The following is a 24,455-nucleotide window of genomic DNA, read 5'->3' as shown; positions in this document are numbered from 1 at the left end:
GTAAGCAGAGCTTGCCCTTTTTTTACCGCTGTTGAAAGCTGTCGCTATCTTAAATAACAGATAGACAAATCGCAGATAGAAAAAAAGCCAAGTCTTTCGACTTGGCTTCAAAAGTGGCTCCCCCTGCAAGACTTGAACTTGCGACATACGGATTAACAGTCCGCCGTTCTACCGACTGAACTAAGGGGGAATTGCTTTTACATATCTTAGATATGTTTTTAATAATGGTGCCGACTACCGGAATCGAACTGGTGACCTACTGATTACAAGTCAGTTGCTCTACCTACTGAGCTAAGTCGGCTTTATCAACAAGTATAAATATACTCATCAATGAAAGTGGCTCCCCCTGCAAGACTTGAACTTGCGACATACGGATTAACAGTCCGCCGTTCTACCGACTGAACTAAGGGGGAATTGTTTGTTTTACTTATCGAGGTGACAAGTTTGAAAGAATGGTGCCGACTACCGGAATCGAACTGGTGACCTACTGATTACAAGTCAGTTGCTCTACCTACTGAGCTAAGTCGGCCCAAATTTTCTTTCTGTTGCTCGTTCTAAACACCAACAACTTAAATATGGTGCCTCGAGGCGGAATCGAACCACCGACACGAGGATTTTCAATCCTCTGCTCTACCGACTGAGCTATCGAGGCAACGGGGTGTATTAAAAGGTTTTTCGCATTTAACGTCAACACTAAATTGCAAAAAAAATATCGTTTGTTGCTTTTCTATACTTAGTGACTTGTTTTTGCCCATTTTCGTTAAAAAATGGCGGGGGTTTCTGTTAATAAAGGTGCACTAAGAGTGAGTTAACACTGACATTTACGAGCAAATAGCACCACTAACTTATCTAAAGCGCCTATTTTAAGTCTGCCTTTGAAAGGGGATTCGGCTAGTGAGCTTTTAAATTGAAGACAACGTTATTTAACAATAATCATTGAGCTTGATCGGTAGATAGGCAAGGGGAGAAGCTTACGCTATTGAGCTTTTCTACTGATGAAATTAAAAAGATGCAGAAATGAAAAAAGCCAAGTCTTTCGACTTGGCTTTAAAAGTGGCTCCCCCTGCAAGACTTGAACTTGCGACATACGGATTAACAGTCCGCCGTTCTACCGACTGAACTAAGGGGGAATTATTTGTGTGTATTCCTAACTAAAGGAATAATCGCACCAAATAATGGTGCCTCGAGGCGGAATCGAACCACCGACACGAGGATTTTCAATCCTCTGCTCTACCGACTGAGCTATCGAGGCAAAAGAATGGTGCCGACTACCGGAATCGAACTGGTGACCTACTGATTACAAGTCAGTTGCTCTACCTACTGAGCTAAGTCGGCGCACTATAATCTTTTACTAAAAAGCTTTGCTAACGTATTGATGTCTTAAGACACCAACAATCAAATTGTGGTGCCCGGAGGCGGAATCGAACCACCGACACGAGGATTTTCAATCCTCTGCTCTACCGACTGAGCTATCCGGGCAACGGAGCGCTATTAAACGGATTTTCCCTCTCTGCGTCAACCTGTTTTTTATAAAAAAACTAAAAATCGTGTTGATCGCTGTTGTTTTGAGCTAATTGACCGTTTTTTATCACTGTGCGTTGAATTCTTTCTTATATTTCGTCACTTTTTCCAGATAACGGCGTGATTCAGAATTAGGATGTTTTTTTGTCAGCGCCCAATAAACTTGATTTGGTTGCAGTGAATTCAGATCAGACATCGCTCTTTTTCTGTCTCTGCTAAAGGTGTTAAGCACACCGCCAGTGCCACCGTTGTAGGCAGAAATCATGCTGTATTCAAGAGACGTAGGGTTGCGGACATCTTTTAAATAACGATTTTTCAGGATGTAGAAATACGCAGTACCGGTATCAATGTTGTTTTCCGGATTAAACAAATATTCTGGCGATGGCTGACCAGACTTGTTTTTCACCAGTTTATACACGTCTCGCCCAGCCGTTTTGGGTACCACCTGCATCAAACCATACGCATTGGCCCAACTGACTGCGTAAGGGTTAAAACTGCTTTCTGTTTTGATGATGGCGTAAATGAGATCCTCTGGAATGTCATATTTGCGCGACGCCTTTTGTACTATGTTGGCGTATTGATAACTTCGGATCTGAATCTGATCCTCCACCATAGGAATCTCAACGTAGTAGGCTTTTTTGAAATCTACTTGCTTCACTTTGATCTTGTTCGCAATCAGGTAATCGGCAAAACGGTTCGCCCGCCAGCCCCATTGGATAGGCTGTTTGTCTTGATCTAATACTTGATTGTATAGAAATGGTTGTCCTTTTAATTCAATCTCTTGCGAAGAAAAAAGGTCAACGTTCATAGGATCGTCGGGGGTGAGTAAGGTCGTAACAATCGCTCGTTTTAAGTGCCCTTCAGGATCTGTCGGGGAGACAGTCTCAACAATAATTTTACCCTGTTGGAAGTTTACTTCAGCTCGGCTGAGATAATTGTCTATATATTTTACGTAGTTACTTTTGCCGGCAACTTTAATTTCTCGGCTACCCCAACGCTTTTCAATGTTGCCAGAAAAGCTACTGATGAGCGCATCAAGTGCTGCTGTATCTTTTTCAAACTGCCCCGGAAGCTGGGCTAAATTTTTTGCGAAACGGTTAGTTGGTTCATAGTTCACATCGTAAATACTTTCGACGAATTCGCGACTACATCCAACCAGCATTAGGGCAATAACACAGTAAGCAAGCTTTCTCATGCGCTCCTCATAGCAGCCTCAAACTGAGTTCTATTCAGTTTGATAGGCTTAAATAAAAATGACATCTCAACCTAGAATCGACAGACTCCGAGCTAATGATGTCATTTATTTTCCTTCGATAAAATAGGGTTTTTCTTTATCTACTGTTGGCCAATCGGTTATTTGCTTGGCGGAGTATAGCCTTCGATATGGACATCTTTGCCTTCGAACAAGAAGTTCACCATCTCTTGTTCAAGCAACTTACGATGCTCAGGATCCATCATGTTGAGCTTTTTCTCGTTGATCAACATGGTCTGTTTTGCTTGCCATTGACCCCAAGCTTCTTTGGAAATGTTATCGAAAATACGTTTACCGAGTTCACCTGGGTAAAGCTGAAAATCCAAACCATCAGCTTCTTTTTCTAGTCGAGCACAAAATACCGTGCGGCTCATAAGGATTTCCTCTTAGTTAAATCTCATACAGAAGGCTTTGTAATAACTGTTTTACAGGTGCAGCTAAGCCAACTTCTTCAGGTTTGTTTAAGTTATACCAAAGACCTTTGTCAGCTTCCATTATCATCTCCGGTTTGGAGGATAACTCTAGCAAAACAGGGGTGATATCGAGGTGATAGTGACTAAAAGTGTGGCGAAAAGCGATAAGTTGCTTTTTAGATAGAACTTGCGTGTCGGCAATAGCTCGTTTATCCAAAGCGTTTTCAATCTTTGAATCACTGTTTTCTGGAAAGCAAAATAACCCACCCCAAATACCGCTTTGAGGACGTTGTTCAAGCCACACTTCGTTGCCATGACGCAGAATCACAAACCAAGTCTCTTTTTCAGGTTTGGTTGTTTTGGGCTTTTTCCCCGGATAATCCAATGGATTGCCTTGTTGTTTTGCTTGGCAAAACTCTTCAACTGGGCACAAACTGCATTTCGGTTTTGAGCGGGTGCAGATCATCGCCCCCATATCCATCATGGCTTGGTTGTACTTGTCGACATCTTGTTTTGGCGTATGCATTTCAGCGAATTGCCAAAGTTGATTTTCGACGGTTTTCTTTCCAGGCCAGCCTTCAACAGCGAAGCTGCGAGCCAAAGTACGTTTCACGTTTCCGTCAAGAATGGCGTGTGGTTGTTTGTGAACTGATGATAGAACGGCGGCAGCGGTTGAGCGACCAACACCGGGCAGAGCATTCATTGCTTCAATATCCGTTGGAAACTCACCGTTGTATTGTTCAGCCACAGTTTTGGCAGCTTTATGAAGATTACGAGCTCGCGCGTAGTAACCAAGCCCTGTCCAGTAATGGAGAACTTCATCTTGTTCTGCATTCGCCAGATCTGTCACCGTAGGAAAGCGCTGCATAAATCGCTCGTAGTATGGGATCACGGTAGCAACTTGCGTCTGCTGGAGCATAATTTCCGACAGCCAGACGCTATATGCGGTTTTATTTTGCTGCCATGGCAGATTTTTACGACCGTAGCTGTCATACCAAGTGAGAATTGCCTTAGCGAAAGGGGTCACGACTTTACTCATCTATATTTATTAAAATAATGGGGCAAAATTGCACCACATAATGCTCAGGATGTAAAACAGACAAAAACTACGGGTATTTGTGGTGATTTGAGCAACAATAATGCTTGCACCTAAAGTAATTCTTTGGATAATCACAGCCCTCAAACTCAAGACTAAATTTTATACAGGCAATATCAATGAGTGAAGTAACCACTAACGAGTTCACAGAAGATGGCAAAATCGTTCGTCGAATTCGCAGTTTTGTTCGTCGCGAAGGTCGTCTGACTAAAGGCCAAGAAGCAGCGATGAAAGAATGCTGGCCAACTATGGGTATCGAATATCAAACGAGCCTGCTCGATTGGAATCAAGTATTTGGCAATAACAACCCAGTGGTTTTAGAGATCGGTTTTGGCATGGGTGCATCTTTGGTTGAGATGGCAAAGAATGCTCCAGAGAAAAACTTTATTGGTATTGAAGTTCACAGCCCAGGTGTTGGTGCATGTTTATCTGCTGCTCGTGAAGCGGGTGTGACAAACTTACGTGTTATGTGCCATGACGCGGTTGAAGTGTTTGCGAACATGATTCCTGATAACAGCCTGCACACACTCCAACTGTTTTTCCCTGACCCTTGGCATAAAAAGCGTCACCACAAACGCCGTATTGTTCAGCTGGAGTTTGCTGAAATGGTTCGTCAAAAGCTGATTGTGGATGAAGGTATCTTCCATATGGCAACTGACTGGGAAAATTACGCAGAACACATGATCGAAATCATGAACCAAGCGCCTGGTTTTGCAAATATCGCCCAAGAAGGTGATTATATTCCTCGTCCAGATGAGCGACCACTGACGAAGTTCGAACAACGTGGTCACCGTCTTGGTCACGGAGTTTGGGATATTAAATACAAGCGTGTGAGCTAGTTTTTTATATCCATTGAATGAATCTTGAAAATGCCAACATTGCTGCAATGTTGGCATTTTTTAACCTTTGCGTTTGGATATCGATCTGGCGCTTTGACACCGATAAGTGGATTCGATGAAACCGACATCAGAAATACTTACAAACATACTGGATGACGTTCGACATTTGATTGGCCAAGGAAAAGTCGCTGACTATATTCCTGCGTTGGCAGAGGTACCAAACACCAAATTAGGTATCGCAGTCTATACCAATCAAGGTGAAGTGATTAAAGCTGGAGATGCCGATGAAGGTTTCTCTATTCAATCCATTTCAAAAGCCTTGAGTCTAACGCTGGCGATGGGACTTTATCAACCCGATGAGATTTGGAGTCGCGTTGGCAAAGAACCTTCAGGCCAAGCATTTAACTCTCTGATTCAGCTCGAAGTTGAACAAGGCATACCTCGCAATCCGTTTATTAATGCCGGCGCGATTGTGGTCGCCGATATGCTCAGCAGTCGCCTGTCTGCGCCTCGTCAACGTTTGCTCGATTTCGCACGTCAACTTAGCGGTGAACAGCATATTCTTTACGATAAGGTCGTTGCCGCATCCGAAATGATGCATAGCGATCGTAATGCGGCCATTGCTTACCTTATGCGCTCGTTTGGTAACTTCCACAACGATGTATTACCAGTGTTGAACAACTACTTTCACGCTTGTGCGCTTAAAATGAGCTGTGTTGAATTGGCAAAAACCTTCAGCTATCTTGCCAATAAAGGGGTATCCGTTCACACCGGTGAAGAGATTATTAGCCCAACTCAAAGCAAACAGGTTAATGCGCTACTGGCAACGTGTGGCTTGTATGATGGGGCGGGTGAGTTTGCTTACCGTGTCGGAATGCCGGGTAAATCTGGCGTAGGTGGTGGTATTGTGGCTATCGTTCCGGGGGAGATGACCATTGCAGTCTGGTCTCCAGAGCTGGACGCTTCAGGTAACTCACTTGCAGGAACACGGGCTCTTGAGTTATTAGCGCAACGTATCGGCCGCTCAATATTCTAAAGACTCTAAGAGGTAAGGAAGATGTCACAAGCCGTTCATCAAGAATTATTGCAGCAAGCAAGTGCGCTTCCTTACTTACAACAATTACTTCAAGCTAATGGTATTCAACAACTCTCCCTGCAAGGTGAAGAGAACTTCTTTCCCTATTTGGCTCGCTCAGTAGCAGGGCAGCAACTTTCGAATACTGCCGCTCGTACTATATGGCAGCGCGTCGAGTCGTTGTTAACTAACGAGCAGCAATTGTTGGATTTATTTGTTGAGTCGAACCGAGAAGTGCTGCGCGGGTGCGGTCTGTCGAACGCCAAAATCAAAACGATTTGTGGTGTGAGAGAGGCGCTGGAGCAGAGAGTCATTGTTCCTGAAGAACTCGCCATAATGCCGGAATCTGAGATAGTTAAAACACTGACTCAGTTTTGGGGGATTGGTCCTTGGACAGCCGAAATGACGGCGATTTTCTTTTTTGGATTACCGGATGTGTGGTCAAAAGGGGATGTGGCATTAGCCAGAGGTCTTGCTTTGATTGCAGAAAAAGAAGGTGTGAGTGAACAAGAGATTTTGTCGACAGTCACACCTTATCGTTCTTACTTTGCGCTTCATGTATGGCAGAGTCTGGATACCGACCTTTTCACTTCAATGGCGAATTAGTCTTCTTCTGCCATAAACGCTTCAAGCAGATCATTGAGGAACAATTTGCCCTTTTCTGTGATTTGCCAGTGCGTAGCATCTTCGCTCAAATAACCTAAATCCAAAGCCCAGTTAATGGTTGGTTGAATCACGCTCAGTTCTAAGCCTGTGGTTGTGACGAAATCGGCTTTCGGACATGGCTCCATTAATCTGAAGCGATTCATAAAAAACTCAAAAGGACGGTCTTCGTCGGCCACTAGCTGCTCTGAATCTAAGTATGGCTTGGTCAGGTTCTGGAATGACGCCAGATAGCCTTTCGGGTGCTTCACTTTAGTTGTGCGAACAATACGTCCATCACTAAAGCTAAGCTTGCCGTGAGAGCCACAGCCAATTCCTAAGTAATCGCCAAAGCGCCAGTAATTCAGGTTGTGCTGACACTGATACCCCGGCTTGCTGTAGCCAGATATCTCATATTGCACGTAACCCGCTTCAGTGAGCTTCTTATGCCCTAATTCAAAGATGTCCCACAGGGCATCGTCATCGGGCAATGTAGGCGGTTTGAAATAGAATAAGGTGTTTGGCTCAATGGTGAGCTGATACCAAGATAAATGCGGCGGATTCAATGCAATCGCTTGATCAAGGTCTGCTAACGCTTCTTCAATGGTTTGATCAGGCAAACCATGCATCAAATCTAAGTTGAAGCTCGTTAGTCCAATGTTATGCGCCAGATTTGCCGCACGCAAAGCTTCATCTTTACCGTGAATCCGACCTAGGCGTTCCAATTTTTCAGGTGCAAAACTTTGCACACCAATTGAGATACGAGTAACACCTGCTTTTCTGTATCCAGCAAAGCGTTCAGCTTCAATCGTGCCCGGATTGGCTTCCATGGTGATTTCAATATTTGGTTTAAACGCTATTCGCTCTTCAATACCTTGCAGTAAGCGCTTGATCCCCTCGGCAGAGATCAAGCTTGGTGTACCACCACCAATAAAGATCGAATGCAGTTTACGAGAGTTATCAGCAAGCTTATAACGCTCGATATCGGTATCAAGATCTTCAAGCAGAGCATCAATGTAGTGATCTTCTGGGATCTCAGCTTTTAGTGCGTGAGAGTTGAAATCACAATATGGGCATTTTTGTACACACCAAGGGATGTGTACATAAAGGCTAAGATCAGGCGGTGTCAGCATTATTGATTTTGCTCTTCGATCGCTTGGAACAGTTTCTTTAGAGCTTTACCACGGTGAGAAAGCTGCTTCTTACGTGCAGGTTCTAATTCAGCGGAAGCGCAATTGTCTTCAGGGACAAAGAACACAGGATCGTAGCCAAAACCGTTGGTGCCGTGTGCTTGCTCTAAAATGCGACCTTCCCATTTGCCGTGGCAGACAATCGGTGTTGGGTCGTTTTCATGGCGCATCAGAACCAATACGCAGTGGAAACGTGCAGTACGCTCTACTTCAGGAACACCTTGCATTGCTTGAAGCAGTTTTTCTAGGTTCTGCTGATCAGATGCGCCTTCGCCTGCGTAGCGAGCGGAATAAATGCCCGGTGCGCCTCTTAAGTAATCGACTTCTAAACCAGAATCATCAGCAATCGCTGGTAAGCCAGTTTCTTTCGCTGCATGACGCGCTTTGATAATCGCATTCTCAATGAAAGTGGTGCCTGTTTCGGCCACTTCAGAGACATTGAATTCACTTTGTGCGACAACGTCGAAACCAAAATCAGCCAGCAAGTCAGCCATTTCACGAACTTTGCCTTGGTTGCCAGTCGCTAATACAATCTTTTTCATTTTCTGTTATCTCTATGTTCGACGTTATTCTTCAACATAAAATTTTTGGGTGAATTTAACTTTGCCTGCACCTTTATTGCTAGCATTAACGTCGATATCAAAGATTAAATCTTCTTCGTTGTTAATCGGAAATTCAGCCAAGTAGTAGATGGCTTCGCCTTCCTTGATCTCAGTAAACTCAAGGTCGCGAATGTTACCTAATAAACTTCTCACATTTCCTGACACTTTTGCCTCAACCGCTGGTTTGCCAAGGGATGAAGTGTCTAACACGCTAATATTCAGAATGGCCGAATATCCATTGCGAGTGAGTTTATAGCTGCGTGCTACTTGAGGGGTTAAAAATGTTGAATTGAAAGCAGAGTAGTGCACTTCAATATCTTTGATGTTCTGAAACTGCTCTGCTGAGCTTGGCAGAGCGGCAAAGGTAAGTAGCAGAGCTATCATCCATTGGCGCATGGTCGTTTCCTTGTTGATCTAGACTAAAAACATTCCCCACATAGGAGTGGGGAATGAAAGTTTGGTGATTGAATAACGGCTTGTATTTCTTTAGGTATCTCAGCTGGCGAAATAATTCTGATCTGTTTATGCCTGCCAAGTTCGCCTTTTTCTATTTCTATCAGCCCTTTAGCCACTTTGCATTGTTTGGCTAAATACTTGGTGAGATGGGCGTTGGCTTTACCGTCAACAGGTGGAGCGGTTATTGCGATTTTTAGCTCTTCACCATGCAGACCAACAATGCTGTCACGACTGGCTTTCGGCTGAATATAGAGCCGTAAAATTAAGTCGTCACCATCAAACCAAGCTGCTTTCATTATAGTTGATACCAGATAGGACCGATGATATCGCCCATCAGGAAGTTGGCAAACTGCAACACAATAAACAGTACTAACACGCTAAGATCGAAACCACCCATAGGAGGAAGAATACGACGAATCGGTGCCAGCATTGGTTCTGTCAGTTGATGAAATACATACTCAATAGGGCTACGGCCTTGGCTAACCCAGCTTAGAATCGCGCGAAGTAGTAGTACCCAGAACAGTAAACCGCCCGCTGCTTTTATAAGCGACAGAAGTCCAAGGAACAGGAAGTCAATACTGAAGCTAACTGCACCGCCTGATGCGATAAGGATCATTGCCACAAATTTCAAAACACACAGTACGTAGGCAAACAGCACTGTCGCCAAATCAACACTACCTACTGATGGAATCACACGACGTAGTGGTGCTACGACAGGTTGGGTTGCTTTAACAATAAATTGAGAGAATGGGTTGTAGAAATCTGCACGTGCTGCTTGTAGCCAGATACGTAGGATCACGACCATGATATAAAGGTCAAATACTGTGGAGATTAGAAAACTCATAGAATTCATAGAGAGCCCTTAGTTCGAGTTGTTTGTACCCTTCCTACTTACGTTCGTTCACCCCAATCACATAGTTATCTATGCTCATGGGGATTCACTCACTTGCCGCCTACCTGCAACTTTAAGTAGATTGGGTATAGGTGTTTCGCTAATTAAAATAGTTTTTCCATCTCTTCAGCTCTTGAAACCGCAGCTTGCATCGCTTTGGCAACAATCTCTGAAAGATGATTTTCGTTAAATGTACGGATAGCTTCAGCTGTCGTGCCACCTTTAGATGTCACTTGTTCGCGTAGTGTTGCCAGTGATACATCAGGGTTGGCTTGTACCATTTCCGCAGCGCCCAGAGCCGCTTGTTGGACAAGCAGACGAGCGGTTTGTTCATCAAACCCTTGAGCCATAGCTTCTTCTTGCATCGCTTGCATGAAGAGGAAAAAATAAGCTGGCGCACTACCTGCCGCAGCAATCACACTGTTGATGCCTGATTCTTGTTCTACCCAACACACTTCACCTACCGCAGACATCAGTTCTGACGTGAAATCCTTGTCTTTTTGAGAAACAGATTGTGCTGCATACAGACCTGCCATGCCTTTGTTTACCAACGATGGCGTATTCGGCATCACGCGAACAAGTTGCAGTTCAGTTGCCAGCATTTCATTGAAACGTGCCACTGAAATACCCGCAGCAATGGAGATCACCAATTTGTTTGAATAGTCTACCGCTTGTAGAGGTGCGCACACATCAGCCATTAACTGTGGTTTAACCGCCAACACAACCACATCCGCTTCATGTGCTGCTGCAAGGTTATCGCTGGTGGTACGAATGCCGTATTTCTCTTCCAGTGGCTTGCGGCGCGTCTCTGAAGGCGCTGTTGCAATGATTTTCTTTGCATCATAACCGCTGGCTACAAGACCTGCGATAATCGCATGAGCCATATTACCCGCACCAATAAAAGCGATTGTTCTCTGTTCCATGTCTGCTCTTCTATCCAAAAATTTTAGTGTTAGTTTTTTTGTTAGCGATTGCCATTTTTGTTAATGGCTGTCTTTTGTTTACGGACTGTCTTTTGCTAATGACTATAGTCACGCTGACCAAATACAGCTGTACCGATACGAACTATGGTGCTGCCTGCTGCAATCGCTGCTTCCATATCGCCACTCATCCCCATAGATAGGGTGTCGATATTAGGGAATCGTTCAGCCAGTTTTACTTTTAAATCCGCGAGCTTTTTAAACGCAGCAAATTGGGATTCATAGTCTGAAACGTTCTCAGGAATCGACATCAATCCTCTTAACATGAGGTTTGGTAAGCCAGAAATCAATTCAGCCAGTTCAAATACTTCATTTTCGGAAATGCCTGATTTGGAAGCCTCTCCGCTGGTGTTAACCTGAATCAATACTTGTAATGGTGGCAAATTCGCTGGTCTCTGCTCACTGAGGCGTTGAGCAATTTTGGCTCGGTCAATGGTATGCATCCAATCGAAATTTTCAGCAATAAGACGTGTCTTATTCGATTGCAGCGGTCCAATGAAGTGCCATTCTAGCTTAAGCTCGGGATGATTGTGCTGAAAATACTGAACCTTTTCGACGCCTTCTTGCACGTAGTTTTCACCAAAACTGCGTTGCCCGGCTTGTGCCGCTTCTAGAACTGCCTCGACAGGTTTGGTTTTACTCACTGCGAGAAGTTGCACTGAGTCTGGACTACGTCCACACTTTTGTTGTGCGCGCTCAATTTGTGAAATGATATCTTTGATATTTTGTTGAATACTACTCATAGCCTGACTTTATTTGGTCTATAGACCCTAAGGAAAATAAATAAATGAATATCGCTGAGTTACTGGATTTTAGTGTAAAGCATAATGCGTCAGATCTACATCTTTCTGCAGGTGTTCCGCCTATGGTACGTATAGATGGCGAAGTAAGAAAGCTTGGCGTACCTGCTTTTACCCATGCAGATGTTCATCGTCTAGTGTTTGAAGTGATGAATGATGCTCAGCGCAGTGAGTTTGAAGAAAAACTCGAAGTGGATTTTTCTTTTGAACTGCCGGATGTAGGGCGCTTTCGTGTGAATGCATTCCACCAGGCACGCGGCTGTTCTGCGGTATTTCGAACCATCCCGACAGTCATTCCTACTCTTGACCAGTTAGATGCGCCAGAGATTTTCAGCAAAATTGCCAACTATGAGAAAGGTCTGGTTCTGGTGACTGGCCCAACGGGTTCTGGTAAATCCACCACTTTGGCTGCGATGGTTGATTACATTAACAAGAATCACAACAAGCATATTCTTACCATTGAAGATCCAATCGAATTCGTTCATAGCAACGATAAGTGTTTGATCAACCAACGCGAGGTTCACCGCGATACGCACAGTTTCAAGAATGCGCTGCGTTCGGCACTGCGTGAAGACCCAGATGTCATTCTGGTCGGTGAGTTGCGTGACCAAGAGACCATTAGCCTAGCATTAACTGCGGCGGAAACAGGACACCTTGTTTTCGGTACGCTGCATACCAGTTCGGCAGCAAAAACCATTGACCGTATTATTGATGTGTTTCCGGGCAACGATAAAGATATGGTGCGTTCTATGTTGTCTGAATCCTTACGCGCGGTGATCGCACAGAAACTGCTAAAACGTACTGGCGGAGGTCGAGTTGCTTGTCATGAGATCATGTTAGCGACACCTGCAATTCGTAACTTGATCCGTGAAGATAAAGTGGCTCAGATGTATTCGATCATCCAAACCGGTGCTGCTCACGGAATGCAGACCATGGATCAAAACTCCAAACAGCTGATTGCTCAAGGTTTAGTGGATCCGGCTGAAGTACAGAAGAAGATTGAGTCTGAAATCTCTACCTTTTAAGAGCGAATGAAATGGAATTGAATCACTACCTTGAAGCGATGACCTCGCTTAAAGCGTCGGACTTATATATTACTGTCGGTGCACCGGTATTGCTGCGAGTGGATGGTGAGATGCGTCCGCAAGGGGAGAAGCTTTCACAGCAAGAGGTGCTTTCTTTATTACATGAAATGATGGATGAAGAACGTAAAACAGAATTCAACGCCTCACACGAAGCTAACTTTGCGGTTGTTAGGGGCAATGGGCGTTTCAGGGTGAGTGCTTTTTTCCAACGTGAGTTACCGGGCGCTGTGATTCGACGTATCGAAACGCAAATTCCGACATTTGAAGAATTGCACTTGCCTGTGGTTTTGCAAGATCTTGCGATTGCAAAGCGAGGCTTAGTGCTGGTCGTGGGAGCAACGGGTTCGGGTAAATCCACCACTATGGCAGCAATGACGGGATATCGTAATCGTCATCGCAGTGGACATATCTTAACGGTTGAAGATCCGATTGAGTTCGTACACGAACATCAAAAATGCATCGTCACTCAGCGAGAAGTGGGTTTAGATACCGAAAGTTACGAAGTCGCCCTTAAGAACTCTCTTCGCCAAGCGCCAGACATGATTTTGATTGGCGAAATCCGCAGTCGTGAGACCATGGAATATGCAATGACGTTTGCTGAAACAGGGCATCTGTGTATGGCAACATTGCATGCTAACAATGCCAACCAAGCGCTAGAGCGTATTCTTCACCTTGTGCCTAAAGAGCAAAAAGAGCAGTTCTTGTTTGATTTGTCGATGAACTTGCGTGGCGTGGTGGGGCAGCAGCTGATTCGTGATAAAAATGGTAAAGGTCGCCACGGTGTGTTTGAGATCTTACTCAATTCACCTCGCGTTTCAGATTTGATTCGCAAAGGAGAGTTACACGAGTTGAAATCGACGATGGCTAAATCGAAAGAGATTGGTATGCAGACGTTTGATCAAGCGTTGTATCAGTTACTAGTGGAAGACAAGATCACTGAACAAGATGCAATGCACAGCGCCGATTCTGCCAATGATTTGCGCATGATGTTAAAAACTCAGCGTGGAGACACTCCGAGTTCAAGTTCACTGGCTAATGTGAAAATCGATATGAACTAATAAAAAACGCGCTGATGAAGCGCGTTTTTTGTCTCTGCTTTCAGCGTAGAGTTTTATTCACCCCACTGGCTTTCAAACCAGCTTTCTAAGATGATTACCGCGGATTGGCAGTCAATATTGCCTTTACTGAGCGCTTTGTATCCACCCATCGAGAAAAGTTCAGCTCGCGCTTCAGCTGTTGATAAACGCTCATCGTGCAGTTCAACCTGAACGCCAAAACGGCCATGAAGACGCTGAGCAAACTTTTTGGCTCTTGGAGTAATGGTTTCTAGATCTTTACCATGTAAGTCGGTCGGCAAACCAACCACGACAAGATCAGGTTTCCACTCTTTAAGCTGCTTTTCGATATCATCCCAATTCGGAATACCATCATTGGCTTTGAACGCTTTCAGTGGTGAGGCGGTGCCAGTAATTTCCTGACCGATGGCGCTACCAATACTTTTTGTACCGTAGTCGAAGGCCATAATAGTTCGCGACATGTAAAACTCTTTTGAAACTTTGTTTAAATAAAAACAGAAGCGCTCAATTGATATTGAGCGCTGTTAATTGGGCTAGGCGTGACCAGCTTCACCAGATAACTGGATAGGGTCGATTCCCAGCTTTTGAATTGCTTTGTTCCATTTATCTCGGGTCGGAGTGTTGAAAATCAGATCCGAGTCCGCCTCTATGGTCAACCAAGAGTTTTCCGATAGCTCGCTTTCTAGTTGACCCGCTTCCCAACCCGAGTAGCCAAGGGCAACGAGATAACCTTTTGGTTCTGCGTCAGTACCTAAAACCGTTAGGATATCTTTGGAAGTGGTCACTGCGATATCGTCTGTCATGCGAATGCTGGATTCATAATGATCTTTGGGTCTGTGTAAAATAAACCCGCGATCTTCTGAAACCGGACCGCCATTGAAAACAGGCTCTTTAAGGCTTTTACTTTGCGACTGTGGGTAAGCAGGCTCTATCTCAACCTGCTTCAACATTCCGCCGACAGTAATATCTATGGGCGCATTAATAATAAGACCCATAGCGCCTTCTTCATTGTGCTCACAGATGTAAATTACACTGTGTTTGAAGTAAGGATCTTTCATACTCGGCATCGCAACGAGAAAATGATTTGTAAGATTCATAGTGTCTCCAACCTCAAAGATTGGTATTACATCGCCATTGCTTTTATGCGTGTCTCAATGGCATCCATTAACTTGCCAGTGATAGAGATATCGTAAGCCGCTTCAATTTCACGAATACAAGTCGGGCTGGTTACGTTAATCTCAGTCAGCTTGTCTCCAATCACATCTAAGCCTACAAAAATTAGACCCTTTTCTTTCAGTGTTGGTGCCACGGCAAGTGCAATTTTTTTATCAGTTTCACTCAGTGGACGAGGTTCACCACGACCGCCTGCTGCCAAGTTACCGCGCGTTTCCCCTTGTGCTGGAATACGAGCTAAACAGTAAGGCATTGGCTCACCGTCTACAACCAGAATACGCTTGTCGCCATTGCTAATATCTGGAACGAAGGTTTGCGCCATACAGTAGTTTTGGCCGTGATTAGTCAGTGTTTCGATAATCACAGAGACGTTTGGATCGCCTTCTTTCACTCGGAAAATTGATGCACCGCCCATACCATCTAGCGGTTTTAAGATCACATCACCATGTTGCTCTCTGAATTGCTTAATTTTTTCCGCTTTACGAGTCACGATTGTAGTTGGAGTCAGCTCTGGGAACCATGCAGTAAACAGTTTTTCGTTACAGTCACGAAGACTCTGTGGTTTGTTGACGATCAGCGTACCTTCATCTTCTGCACGCTCTAGAATGTAAGTTGCGTAAATGTATTCAGTATCAAAAGGTGGATCTTTACGCATTAATACAGCATCTAGCTCAGATAACTGAATAGTTTGCTCTGATTTGAACTCGTACCAACCGTTTGGATCTTCTTTCAGTGTGACGATTTTTGTATCAGCGATAGCCACACCTTGATCTAAGTGTAGATCATTCATCTCCATATAATGAATTTCATAGCCGCGACGTTGTGCTTCTAACATCATCGCGAAGCTAGAATCTTTCTTGATATTAATGGATGAAATAGGGTCCATTACGATGCCGAGTTTAATCATTGGAAGTCTCCGTTATCCAAGATCGCCAAAACGAACTTGTAAAGCTGTAATTGCGGTTAACGCTGCGGTTTCTGTACGCAGGACGCGAGGTCCAAGCAACGTTTCTTCGAAGTTGTATTTGGTGGTCATATCGATTTCTTTTTCAGAAAGACCACCTTCCGGACCGATTAATAGACGCACTTTAGTAACCGGTTCAGGAAGTGTATTAATTGAGTATTGAGCGCGAGGGTGCAGGTTGAGTTTCAGTGCATCACTTGGCTCTGCACACCACTGTTCTAATTCCATCACAGGACGAATTTCGGGTACCACGTTTCGACCACACTGCTCACAAGCGCTGATGGCGATTTTTTGCCATTGCTGAAGTTTCTTCTCAAAGCGTTTTTCATCCAGTTTAATGCCACATCGCTCTGACAATAGTGGAGTGATAGTGTTTACACCCAACTCAACAGATTTCTGAATGGTGAACTCCATTTTGTCGCCACGCGAAATCACTTGCCCTAAATGCAAATCAAGTGGTGATTCGCTGCTGGATTCGACACGTTCTGTAACTTCAACCGTCACATGTTTTTTGCCACTTTCGCTGATGACTGCTGGAAACTCTGCACCGCTACCATCAAACAGAAGAATTTCTTGTCCTTCTTTCATGCGCAGTACTCGACCAATGTGGTTTGCTGCATCATCGTCGAGGTTAATTTTGCCTAACTGCGTAATGGGCTGCGGATGATAGACACGGGGAATGCGCATGTGTTGTTTCCTAATCAAAATATACTCTTCCTACTTGAAGCAGCAGCGGTGTTGACTACGTTCGTTCACCTCAATCACATAGTTTATCTATGCTCATGGGGATTCACTCACTTGCCGCCAACCTGCAACTTCAAGTAGCTTGAGTATTGCTATTCAATAGTGTGGGATATCTCGCATCTAACATGGATGCTTTGTGCCGAAAAAACAAGGGGGAAATGTGAATCCCCCCTCATTTATCGGTCTGGGTTTATATGTCTAGATAGGTTCTGATAGTTATCGTCAGGCTTTACTTTGAGCACTGTTCATAGACAAATGGGTTTCTGTTGCCTTGAACTTTGAATATTCGCCTTTCTCTTTCGCATTCCCACTCATCGACAGGGTAGGTTTTGTTCCATGCTTGCATAAGTTTGGTTTGCGAGTTTGACAGTTTAAATCCGTGTTCGTTGCTCATGTAAAGATAGGTTCGTGCAATTGCGCCTCTGGCTCTTGCTGGTGGCATTGCTCTGCGTTGTTTGAAATCGACCTGCATTTCGCATTGGCCATAAGTGACGCCTGAAGTTCCATTCCATTGGCTAAAGTTGAAGTTGGAACGATCACCGTTCACTTCACCAATCGCTGGCGTTAAGTTGTGCAGATCTGCTTCCATGCGGCGAAACACTGCATCGCTGTTGCTACAGAGTTTACGTCCGCCTTCTTGCCAGCATTGACGCTGGTGGCCAAATTGCCAGGCAGGCACTACGTGCTCCCATTCAATTCGGCTAGCTCGAGTTTGTTGTTTGCGGACTTTATATCCACAACTCTCCAAGTCAGGAATGCCTTTCTTACCCTGCCACGAAATGTCGCAGCCGCAGTAAAAAGAGGTTGGGTGATCTTTATAAATTTTCAGAGCTTCGTTTTTAGCGCTGGAAAAAGAGCTTGGAAAATCGGCGTAAGAAGTGTGAGAAACAAGCAGCAAAGCTGCTGTCAGCAGAAAGCGATAATTAAGCATATGTTGGACTGTATTTTATTGTTTTTTACAGTCTAACATTCTCTAAGTTGAAATCTAGTTGAGAAATCTATCGCTATTTTCGGTTAAAAATATCCGAGTGACTCGCAGTTGGTTGGCCGCGACTTTTCATTCGCACTTATCCGGTGAGCTGAATGCCAGTAAAGGTGAGCGTTTGTTTGCACTGTTGGCAGCGGTAAGTGGCCTGTTTACGCAATACTTTATTGTGGCGACGGACGGATAGAGGATATTGGCTACAGGAGCATTGGTAGGCAAAGGTTTTTCCCTGAACCGATTCAACAGACATCTTATGGGTGGTTTCAGCAGGTAAATTGAATACTTGATTCATGACTGCTTGCCACTCAGCACCATGAGGCTTTACACGGCCATAGATAGCATAAGTGATGAGATGGGCGATTTCATGAGGAATGACTTCATTGAGAAAAGCTTGTTGATTTTCTTTGAACAACACTGGATTCAAACGTATCTCCCACAATTGTAAATACGCTTTTCCAGCAGCCTTTCCTCTCAGTCGGTAGCTGATTTCTGGCAGGTCGAACTGGCGTTTGAAGTATCGAGAAGTGATGTCTACACACTTTTTTACTTGTGATAATGCTTGGTATTGCAGTTGAAAATCGGTCAAGTCTGGCTCCAAAAAATATCCCCACTATTACCTATTGAATCAGGTAATAGCGGGGAGATTATAACATCAAACCTCTTTTTATCATTGAGTAGAACTTCGAGCCAAGATGATAAAAAGAAGGAGGAGACCCTATGGTTGATGTTTTCTCTTAATCGTTGCTTGGTAACCATGCCATGTGGCATATCCGAGTATCGGCATAGTAAAGAGCATGCCGATTCCGTAAGTTGCAAAGCCGATTAAAATACCGCCGCAGATAATTGCAGCCCAGACAATCATGGCTGAGATGTTGGATTTTACTGCGTTAAAACTGCTGAAAATGGCTGTCATCACATCGACACGTCTTTCCATCATTAAAGGAATTGAAAACGCGGAGATGCTGAAAATGACACTGGCAATAATGAAGCCAATAAGAGAGCCGATGACTAAGAATGGGAGGAAGTCGGTCAGTGGTGCTCCTTGTACCGATGGATAGAGTGCGTGCAAGAGTGCAGCGATTCTCATCCAGAAAATCATCGCAACAGCCAGTGCGACCGCAAACATCCACTGTGATGTGCTATTACGCGTAATGGCTTTCATTGAATGTAATAAGCTACTTTCTTTGCCTCGTTCTCGTTGCCAAGCTGCATCATAAAGGCCAAGTGCTAGGAAAGGGCCAATTAACATGTAAACCACGAGAGCGGGCATCACGACAAGATGAGTGCCTTGCCATTGAATAAGCAGAACAATGCCAACAGCAGCAGCCATAAAGCAGAGTCCATAAAATGCGCTGATTAAAGGTAAGCGAATAAAGTCGTGTAAGCCAAGAGCAAGCCAGTGAAGAGGTGCGGAGATTTCCACTTTATTGCAAGGCAGTGTGCGAGCATATTCCTGATGACTGACTTCTTTGTCTTTTTGCTTGAAGTCAGAAGGGTCTATTGTACGAGGCATAAATCCTCCCAAAACAATATGGCAGTGAATTAAAAAATGGGTTTTCCTAGTTTTTCTAAGAAAACGACCGAGTTCCTGTAACATTTTATTAACTATTACTTTGTTAACTATTGTAGATAAGGTTGGAAAATACAAATCGCCAGATGGAAATTTAAACCGCAACTGATTTAGATACGTTGAAAAAGAAAAGCCCCCGCCAGTTGGCGAGGGCTTGTCAGTAAAGCATTTCGAATTACTTGATGTTTGCGAAATCGCGTAGTAATTCAACTTTGTCAGTTGCTTCCCAAGGGAATTCTTCACGGCCAAAGTGACCGTAAGCAGCTGTTTTCTTATAGATAGGTTGAAGTAGGTTCAACATCTCTTGCAGACCGTATGGACGTAGGTCGAAGAATTGGCGAACTGCTTCGATGATGATGTCGTGAGACACTTTTTCAGTACCGAATGTTTCAACCATGATAGATGTTGGATCTGCAACACCGATAGCGTATGAAAGTTGGATTTCACAACGATCAGCCATACCAGCAGCGACAATGTTTTTCGCTACGTAGCGCGCTGCGTATGCTGCAGAACGGTCAACTTTTGATGGATCTTTACCAGAGAATGCACCGCCACCGTGACGAGCTGCACCGCCGTAGGTATCAACAATGATCTTGCGACCAGTCAAACCACAGTCACCCATTGGGCCACCGATTACGAAACGGCCAGTTGGGTTGATGAAGAATTTAGTTTGTTTGCTCAACCATTCCGCAGGAAGTACAGGTTTGATGATCTCTTCCATCACTGCTTCACGTAGATCTGGAGTAGAGATTGAATCACAGTGTTGAGTTGAAAGAACGACTGCATCGATACCAACAATCTTACCTTGATCGTATTGGAAAGTTACCTGAGATTTTGCATCTGGACGTAACCAAGGTAGCGTGCCGTTTTTACGAACTTCAGCTTGTTTTTGAACAAGTAGGTGAGAGTATGTAATTGGTGCAGGCATCAATACGTCAGTTTCGTTTGTTGCGTAACCGAACATGATACCTTGGTCACCTGCGCCTTGCTCTTTAGGATCAGCTTTATCTACACCTTGGTTTATGTCTGGAGACTGTTTACCAATGGTGTTTAGAACTGCACATGAGTTAGCATCGAAGCCCATATCTGAATGGACATAACCGATTTCACGAACAGTTTCACGCGTTAGCTCTTCAATATCAACCCATGCTGAAGTTGTGATCTCACCACCGACCATAACCATGCCAGTTTTTACGTAAGTTTCACAAGCAACACGTGCTTTAGGATCTTGTTCCAAAATGGCATCTAGGACCGCATCTGAGATTTGGTCTGCGATTTTATCCGGATGTCCCTCTGATACTGATTCAGAAGTAAACAGGTGTTTAGCCATGGTAGCTCCATATAAATAGTCAAAAAGTAGGGAAACAGATTTTTCACTACTTTGAAAAATGGTTATTATGTAGGTGTTTCTACATCTAGACGGCTATTTTAGTTTTCAATGCTTAAATTACAAGCTCTTTTTTACTTTTAGATATAACTAAACGTTCACGTGTGTTCTTTCTTTAACTTGCAACCTTATCCGTGCACATCCGACAAAATTGCTTCAACGGTCAAGTAAACGATTGCAGTGATCTAGGGGCTTTGTAACAATACCACCCATTATAGATGGGTATATTTCACTTCGCTTAAATCAATCAGGAGCTGACATGGCGTCTCGCAAACAATTGGCAAATGCAATCCGTGCTCTGAGCATGGACGGTGTTCAAAAAGCTAACTCTGGCCACCCAGGTGCCCCAATGGGTATGGCGGATATCGCTGAAGTACTTTGGCGTTCGCACCTAAACCACAACCCACAAAACCCTAACTGGGCTGACCGCGACCGTTTCATCCTTTCTAACGGTCATGGCTCGATGCTGATTTACTCACTGCTTCACCTGACTGGTTACGAGCTTTCAATCGATGACCTTAAAAACTTCCGTCAGCTTCATTCTAAAACTCCGGGTCACCCTGAGTACGGTTACGCACCGGGTGTTGAAACTACGACTGGTCCTCTAGGTCAAGGTATCACTAACGCTGTGGGTATGGCGCTGGCTGAGAAAGCACTTGCTGCTCAGTTCAACAAAGAAGGCCATGAGATTGTTGACCACTACACGTACGCGTTCATGGGCGACGGCTGTATGATGGAAGGTATCTCACACGAGGCGTGTTCTCTTGCAGGTACTTTAGGTCTGGGCAAACTGATTGCATTCTGGGATGACAACGGTATCTCTATCGATGGTCATGTTGAAGGTTGGTTCGCTGACGATACGCCAAAACGTTTTGAAGCGTACGGCTGGCACGTTATTCCTGCGGTTGATGGTCACGATGCTGATGCAATCAATGCAGCGATTGAAGCGGCGAAAGCAGAAACATGTCGTCCTACTCTAATTTGTACAAAAACCATCATCGGTTTTGGTTCTCCAAACAAAGCAGGCTCTCACGACTGTCACGGTGCTCCACTAGGCGCAGATGAAATCCAAGCTGCACGTGAATTCCTCGGTTGGGAACACGCACCATTTGAAATCCCTGCAGATATCTACGCGAACTGGGATGCAAAAGAAGCAGGCGCAGCAAAAGAAGCAGCATGGGAACAAAAATTCGCAGCGTACGCAGCGGCATACCCAGAGCTAGCGGCAGAATTCAAACGTCGCGTGAACGGCGAACTTCCTGCTGAATGGGAAGAGAAAGCAAACGCGGTTATTGCTGAGCTTCAAGCAAATCCAGCCAACATTGCATCACGTAAAGCGTCTCAAAACGCACTAGAAGCATTCGGTAAAATGCTACCTGAATTCATGGGCGGCTCGGCTGACCTTGCACCTTCAAACCTCACCATGTGGTCTGGCTCTAAGTCAATCACACCAGAAGATGCATCAGGCAACTACATCCACTACGGTGTTCGTGAATTCGGTATGACGGCTATCATGAACGGTATCGCGCTACACGGCGGTTTCGTTCCTTACGGCGCAACCTTCCTGATGTTCATGGAATACGCACGTAACGCACTGCGTATGGCAGCACTGATGAAAGTGCAAAACATCCAAGTGTACACGCACGACTCTATCGGTCTTGGCGAAGATGGTCCAACTCACCAACCAGTTGAGCAAACGGCTTCTCTACGTCTAACTCCAAACATGAGCACATGGCGTCCATGTGACCAAGTCGAATCAGCAGTCGCTTGGAAACTGGCTATCGAGCGTAAAGATGCGCCTACTGCGCTTATCTTCTCTCGTCAAAACCTAGCACAGCAAGCTCGTTCAGCAGAGCAAGTAGCTGACATCGCTAAGGGTGGTTACATCCTGAAAGATTGTGCAGGCAAACCTGAGCTAATCCTGATTGCAACAGGCTCTGAAGTTGAATTGGCTGTAAAAGCGGCTGAGCAACTTACCGCTGAAGGCAAACAAGTACGTGTTGTTTCAATGCCATCAACAGACGCATTCGACAAGCAAGACGCAGCTTACCGTGAAGCAGTACTTCCTGCTGACGTAACTGCACGTATCGCTATCGAAGCAGGTATCGCGGATTACTGGTACAAGTACGTTGGCCTAAACGGCAAAATCATCGGTATGACCACATTCGGTGAGTCTGCACCAGCAGACCAACTGTTCAAGATGTTCGGTTTCACTGTTGAAAACGTGGTTGAGAAAGCGAAAGAGTTGATTAAGTAAGTTAAACTTTTTAAATAAAAAACGAGCCTTAGAGCTCGTTTTTTCATGGATAAAATACTTTAAATTCACATTTTTCGAGAAGTTAATCTATTATTAAATGAAATAATGACTTATAAAGGCGAGTAAGAAATGGGTTTTTCCTCACTCTAAGATGTTAAAATTTAACTATATCACGTCACTAATTGTTTGTAAGCATTTTGGTTTTTTGTTATATATCATTCTCAATTATCTTTGAAAGATTCTTCTAATATTTCTTGACTATTAATTGTACCTACAACTTCCATTAATATAAATATAGGGCAGAATGGATTATCTACTACAGAATTGTTAATTAGTGGTTTAATACGGTTATAATCTAATCCTAGATTGTCAGGTATTTTATTTGGAAATATTATATAGGTATTTGATACCTATAGTTTTTATTGCTGATGGCTATAAGCAGTTTTCTATTTTGGTGGTGATTTCTATAGTTTTCTTTCTTTGAATAACCTTTATAGTTTTCGGTGTTGGGGTATAGGAGGATTGGTTCAATTTCTCTCCATGGGTTTATGCCAAAAAGTTCATAGAAAATGGAGTCGGTTTTACTCTCCTTATGCAACCATACCCATTCATGGGTATTCGATCCCATTAATTATTTTTTTATTGTTATCTGTATTAGTCTATAAAATAAAAATAACCTAAAATTAAAATTAAAATTAAAATTAAAATTAAAATTAAAATTAAAATTAAAATTAAAATTAAAATTATAAGTCTGATTTTTTTGAATGGAATATATAAAATAAATTTAGATCAATGCTCTGTATAAAATTAAACGGCCAAAAATAACCACTATTATTTGGGAAGTAATAATTTAGAAAAGCTATTAAATTATTGCATGGGTTAACATGTTCCCTTGCCATTATATAATCGTATTGCAACCCGTTTTTAATAGCATTTTTCCTAGTGGTTAGATATCTACCTAATCTCCAAGCTATTCCAGGATCGGTTGGGATTATAATGGAAATTGTACCATTAGGTTTTAGTACTCTTTTCCATTCTTTTATAACTAAATGCGGTTCATATAAGTGTTCTAGAATATGTGTAGCAATTAAACGGTCAAAACTATCATTGTCAAAACTTAACTGTTTAGCATCTTCAACAAGATAAGATATTCTCCTATCATTATCTCCTATCCCTAATTTTTCTTTTGCAAAAGAAAGATTTTTAGGGTCGCTATCTGTTATTATATATTCAGTGAACGTATGGTTTACATATTTAAAATGCTCACCTAATCCAGCTCCAAATTCCAATACTCTTGAGAAGTGTTCGTTAGTTTTGAACTTATTTTCACAGGATTTATGGCCTAAATTAAGTACTTTACCTGTAGAATTATTGTAAACGCGCTCTTCATATGTATCACTAAAGCTTTCTAAATAGAGAAGCCAATCAATATCATCATCTTTATTTTTTCTCATAT

25 protein-coding genes and 9 tRNA genes are annotated in these 24,455 nt (G+C 43.6%); 6 read left to right on the top strand and 28 right to left on the bottom strand.

The window, feature by feature from the left end; translation table 11 throughout:
* Positions 1–114: 114 nt before the first annotated feature.
* From AAGA51_RS13295 to mutY, 12 genes are all read right to left on the bottom strand, one after another.
* Positions 115–190 (bottom strand) — tRNA-Asn (locus AAGA51_RS13295).
* 35 nt (positions 191–225) lie between these two features.
* A tRNA-Thr gene (locus AAGA51_RS13290) sits at positions 226–301 on the bottom strand.
* Between the two features lie 36 nt (positions 302–337).
* Positions 338–413: transfer RNA gene (locus tag AAGA51_RS13285), tRNA-Asn, on the bottom strand.
* 40 nt (positions 414–453) lie between these two features.
* Positions 454–529, bottom strand: a tRNA-Thr gene (locus AAGA51_RS13280).
* Between the two features lie 47 nt (positions 530–576).
* Positions 577–652 (bottom strand) — tRNA-Phe (locus tag AAGA51_RS13275).
* Positions 653–1,054: 402 nt separating this feature from the next.
* Positions 1,055–1,130: transfer RNA gene (locus AAGA51_RS13270), tRNA-Asn, on the bottom strand.
* 46 nt (positions 1,131–1,176) lie between these two features.
* Positions 1,177–1,252, bottom strand: a tRNA-Phe gene (locus AAGA51_RS13265).
* Positions 1,253–1,259: 7 nt separating this feature from the next.
* Positions 1,260–1,335 (bottom strand) — tRNA-Thr (locus tag AAGA51_RS13260).
* Positions 1,336–1,403: 68 nt separating this feature from the next.
* Positions 1,404–1,479, bottom strand: a tRNA-Phe gene (locus AAGA51_RS13255).
* Between the two features lie 109 nt (positions 1,480–1,588).
* On the bottom strand, positions 1,589–2,716 hold the full coding sequence (gene mltC, locus AAGA51_RS13250) for a membrane-bound lytic murein transglycosylase MltC (protein ID WP_042489227.1): 1,128 nt from the start codon (positions 2,714–2,716) through the stop codon (positions 1,589–1,591).
* Between the two features lie 158 nt (positions 2,717–2,874).
* Positions 2,875–3,147, bottom strand: coding sequence for an oxidative damage protection protein (locus tag AAGA51_RS13245; protein WP_042489224.1), 273 nt, complete (start codon positions 3,145–3,147; stop codon positions 2,875–2,877).
* A gap of 16 nt (positions 3,148–3,163) precedes the next feature.
* Positions 3,164–4,213: an A/G-specific adenine glycosylase gene (gene mutY, locus AAGA51_RS13240; protein WP_042489375.1), complete on the bottom strand. Its 1,050-nt coding sequence runs from the start codon at positions 4,211–4,213 to the stop codon at positions 3,164–3,166.
* 188 nt (positions 4,214–4,401) lie between these two features.
* Here mutY and trmB point away from each other — a divergent pair, with 188 nt between their 5' ends.
* From trmB to AAGA51_RS13225, 3 genes are all read left to right on the top strand, one after another.
* Positions 4,402–5,121, top strand: a complete 720-nt coding sequence (trmB, locus tag AAGA51_RS13235) for a tRNA (guanosine(46)-N7)-methyltransferase TrmB (protein WP_042489221.1) — start codon at positions 4,402–4,404, stop codon at positions 5,119–5,121.
* Between the two features lie 115 nt (positions 5,122–5,236).
* The gene (gene glsB, locus AAGA51_RS13230; RefSeq protein ID WP_042489217.1) at positions 5,237–6,157 is read left to right on the top strand and encodes a glutaminase B; all 921 of its coding nucleotides are present in this window, start codon (positions 5,237–5,239) and stop codon (positions 6,155–6,157) included.
* Between the two features lie 21 nt (positions 6,158–6,178).
* A complete protein-coding gene (locus AAGA51_RS13225; protein WP_042489214.1) occupies positions 6,179–6,802 on the top strand; it encodes a DNA-3-methyladenine glycosylase family protein in 624 nt (207 codons plus the stop codon).
* Here the strand turns inward: AAGA51_RS13225 and hemW are convergent.
* The 7 genes from hemW to AAGA51_RS13190 all read right to left on the bottom strand — a co-directional run bounded on the left by hemW (position 6,799) and on the right by AAGA51_RS13190 (position 11,701).
* Positions 6,799–7,971: a radical SAM family heme chaperone HemW gene (gene hemW / locus AAGA51_RS13220; protein ID WP_042489211.1), complete on the bottom strand. Its 1,173-nt coding sequence runs from the start codon at positions 7,969–7,971 to the stop codon at positions 6,799–6,801. The two genes, AAGA51_RS13225 and hemW, sit on opposite strands and share 4 nt — an antisense overlap.
* A complete protein-coding gene (locus AAGA51_RS13215) occupies positions 7,971–8,570 on the bottom strand; it encodes an XTP/dITP diphosphatase (RefSeq protein ID WP_042489209.1) in 600 nt (199 codons plus the stop codon). Before AAGA51_RS13215 ends, hemW begins: the two co-directional genes overlap by 1 nt.
* A 24-nt stretch (positions 8,571–8,594) precedes the next feature.
* Positions 8,595–9,026, bottom strand: a complete 432-nt coding sequence (locus tag AAGA51_RS13210; RefSeq protein ID WP_042489206.1) for a DUF4426 domain-containing protein — start codon at positions 9,024–9,026, stop codon at positions 8,595–8,597.
* Positions 9,027–9,049: 23 nt separating this feature from the next.
* Entirely contained in the window at positions 9,050–9,382 is a 333-nt protein-coding gene (yggU, locus tag AAGA51_RS13205) for a DUF167 family protein YggU (protein WP_042489203.1), read from the bottom strand.
* The gene (locus tag AAGA51_RS13200) at positions 9,382–9,939 is read right to left on the bottom strand and encodes a YggT family protein (protein ID WP_042489200.1); all 558 of its coding nucleotides are present in this window, start codon (positions 9,937–9,939) and stop codon (positions 9,382–9,384) included. The genes yggU and AAGA51_RS13200 overlap by 1 nt, the downstream gene beginning before the upstream one ends.
* Before the next feature lie 143 nt (positions 9,940–10,082).
* Positions 10,083–10,901: a pyrroline-5-carboxylate reductase gene (gene proC, locus AAGA51_RS13195; RefSeq protein WP_042489198.1), complete on the bottom strand. Its 819-nt coding sequence runs from the start codon at positions 10,899–10,901 to the stop codon at positions 10,083–10,085.
* A gap of 95 nt (positions 10,902–10,996) precedes the next feature.
* On the bottom strand, positions 10,997–11,701 hold the full coding sequence (locus tag AAGA51_RS13190) for a YggS family pyridoxal phosphate-dependent enzyme (protein ID WP_042489196.1): 705 nt from the start codon (positions 11,699–11,701) through the stop codon (positions 10,997–10,999).
* Between the two features lie 44 nt (positions 11,702–11,745).
* On the opposite strand from AAGA51_RS13190, the gene AAGA51_RS13185 reads away from it, so the two are divergent.
* Positions 11,746–12,783 (top strand): type IV pilus twitching motility protein PilT, encoded by a 1,038-nt coding sequence (locus AAGA51_RS13185; RefSeq protein ID WP_042489193.1) that lies wholly within the window; start codon positions 11,746–11,748, stop codon positions 12,781–12,783.
* A gap of 11 nt (positions 12,784–12,794) precedes the next feature.
* On the top strand, positions 12,795–13,901 hold the full coding sequence (locus AAGA51_RS13180) for a PilT/PilU family type 4a pilus ATPase (protein ID WP_042489190.1): 1,107 nt from the start codon (positions 12,795–12,797) through the stop codon (positions 13,899–13,901).
* A gap of 53 nt (positions 13,902–13,954) precedes the next feature.
* Here the strand turns inward: AAGA51_RS13180 and ruvX are convergent, their stop codons facing one another.
* The 8 genes from ruvX to metK form a co-directional block, all read right to left on the bottom strand.
* The gene (ruvX, locus tag AAGA51_RS13175; protein ID WP_042489189.1) at positions 13,955–14,380 is read right to left on the bottom strand and encodes a Holliday junction resolvase RuvX; all 426 of its coding nucleotides are present in this window, start codon (positions 14,378–14,380) and stop codon (positions 13,955–13,957) included.
* Between the two features lie 72 nt (positions 14,381–14,452).
* Positions 14,453–15,016 carry a YqgE/AlgH family protein gene (locus AAGA51_RS13170; RefSeq protein WP_042489186.1) on the bottom strand — a complete coding sequence of 188 codons (564 nt, stop codon included), beginning with the start codon at positions 15,014–15,016 and terminating at the stop codon, positions 14,453–14,455.
* Positions 15,017–15,042: 26 nt separating this feature from the next.
* Positions 15,043–15,999 carry a glutathione synthase gene (gene gshB / locus AAGA51_RS13165; RefSeq protein WP_042489183.1) on the bottom strand — a complete coding sequence of 319 codons (957 nt, stop codon included), beginning with the start codon at positions 15,997–15,999 and terminating at the stop codon, positions 15,043–15,045.
* A 12-nt stretch (positions 16,000–16,011) separates the two neighbouring features.
* A complete protein-coding gene (gene rsmE / locus AAGA51_RS13160; protein ID WP_042489181.1) occupies positions 16,012–16,743 on the bottom strand; it encodes a 16S rRNA (uracil(1498)-N(3))-methyltransferase in 732 nt (243 codons plus the stop codon).
* Positions 16,744–17,029: 286 nt separating this feature from the next.
* A complete protein-coding gene (locus tag AAGA51_RS13155) occupies positions 17,030–17,731 on the bottom strand; it encodes an endonuclease (protein WP_042489178.1) in 702 nt (233 codons plus the stop codon).
* A gap of 136 nt (positions 17,732–17,867) precedes the next feature.
* Positions 17,868–18,371, bottom strand: a complete 504-nt coding sequence (locus AAGA51_RS13150; protein WP_042489176.1) for a SprT family zinc-dependent metalloprotease — start codon at positions 18,369–18,371, stop codon at positions 17,868–17,870.
* 129 nt (positions 18,372–18,500) lie between these two features.
* The gene (locus AAGA51_RS13145) at positions 18,501–19,298 is read right to left on the bottom strand and encodes a DUF2189 domain-containing protein (RefSeq protein WP_042489172.1); all 798 of its coding nucleotides are present in this window, start codon (positions 19,296–19,298) and stop codon (positions 18,501–18,503) included.
* A gap of 232 nt (positions 19,299–19,530) precedes the next feature.
* The gene (gene metK / locus AAGA51_RS13140; protein ID WP_042489169.1) at positions 19,531–20,685 is read right to left on the bottom strand and encodes a methionine adenosyltransferase; all 1,155 of its coding nucleotides are present in this window, start codon (positions 20,683–20,685) and stop codon (positions 19,531–19,533) included.
* Positions 20,686–21,001: 316 nt separating this feature from the next.
* Between metK and tkt the strand changes: the two genes are divergently transcribed.
* Positions 21,002–22,999: a transketolase gene (gene tkt, locus AAGA51_RS13135; RefSeq protein ID WP_342291483.1), complete on the top strand. Its 1,998-nt coding sequence runs from the start codon at positions 21,002–21,004 to the stop codon at positions 22,997–22,999.
* A 743-nt stretch (positions 23,000–23,742) separates the two neighbouring features.
* Here the strand turns inward: tkt and AAGA51_RS13130 are convergent.
* On the bottom strand, positions 23,743–24,453 hold the full coding sequence (locus tag AAGA51_RS13130) for a class I SAM-dependent methyltransferase (RefSeq protein ID WP_042480731.1): 711 nt from the start codon (positions 24,451–24,453) through the stop codon (positions 23,743–23,745).
* Between the last annotated feature and the right edge of the window lie 2 nt (positions 24,454–24,455).

The sequence above is a fragment of the Vibrio diazotrophicus genome (assembly GCF_038452265.1).
GTDB classification, from domain to species: Bacteria; Pseudomonadota; Gammaproteobacteria; order Enterobacterales; family Vibrionaceae; genus Vibrio; species Vibrio diazotrophicus.
The sequence above is the reverse complement of the archived record's forward strand: the minus strand, read 5'-3'. Positions and strand labels throughout refer to the sequence as shown.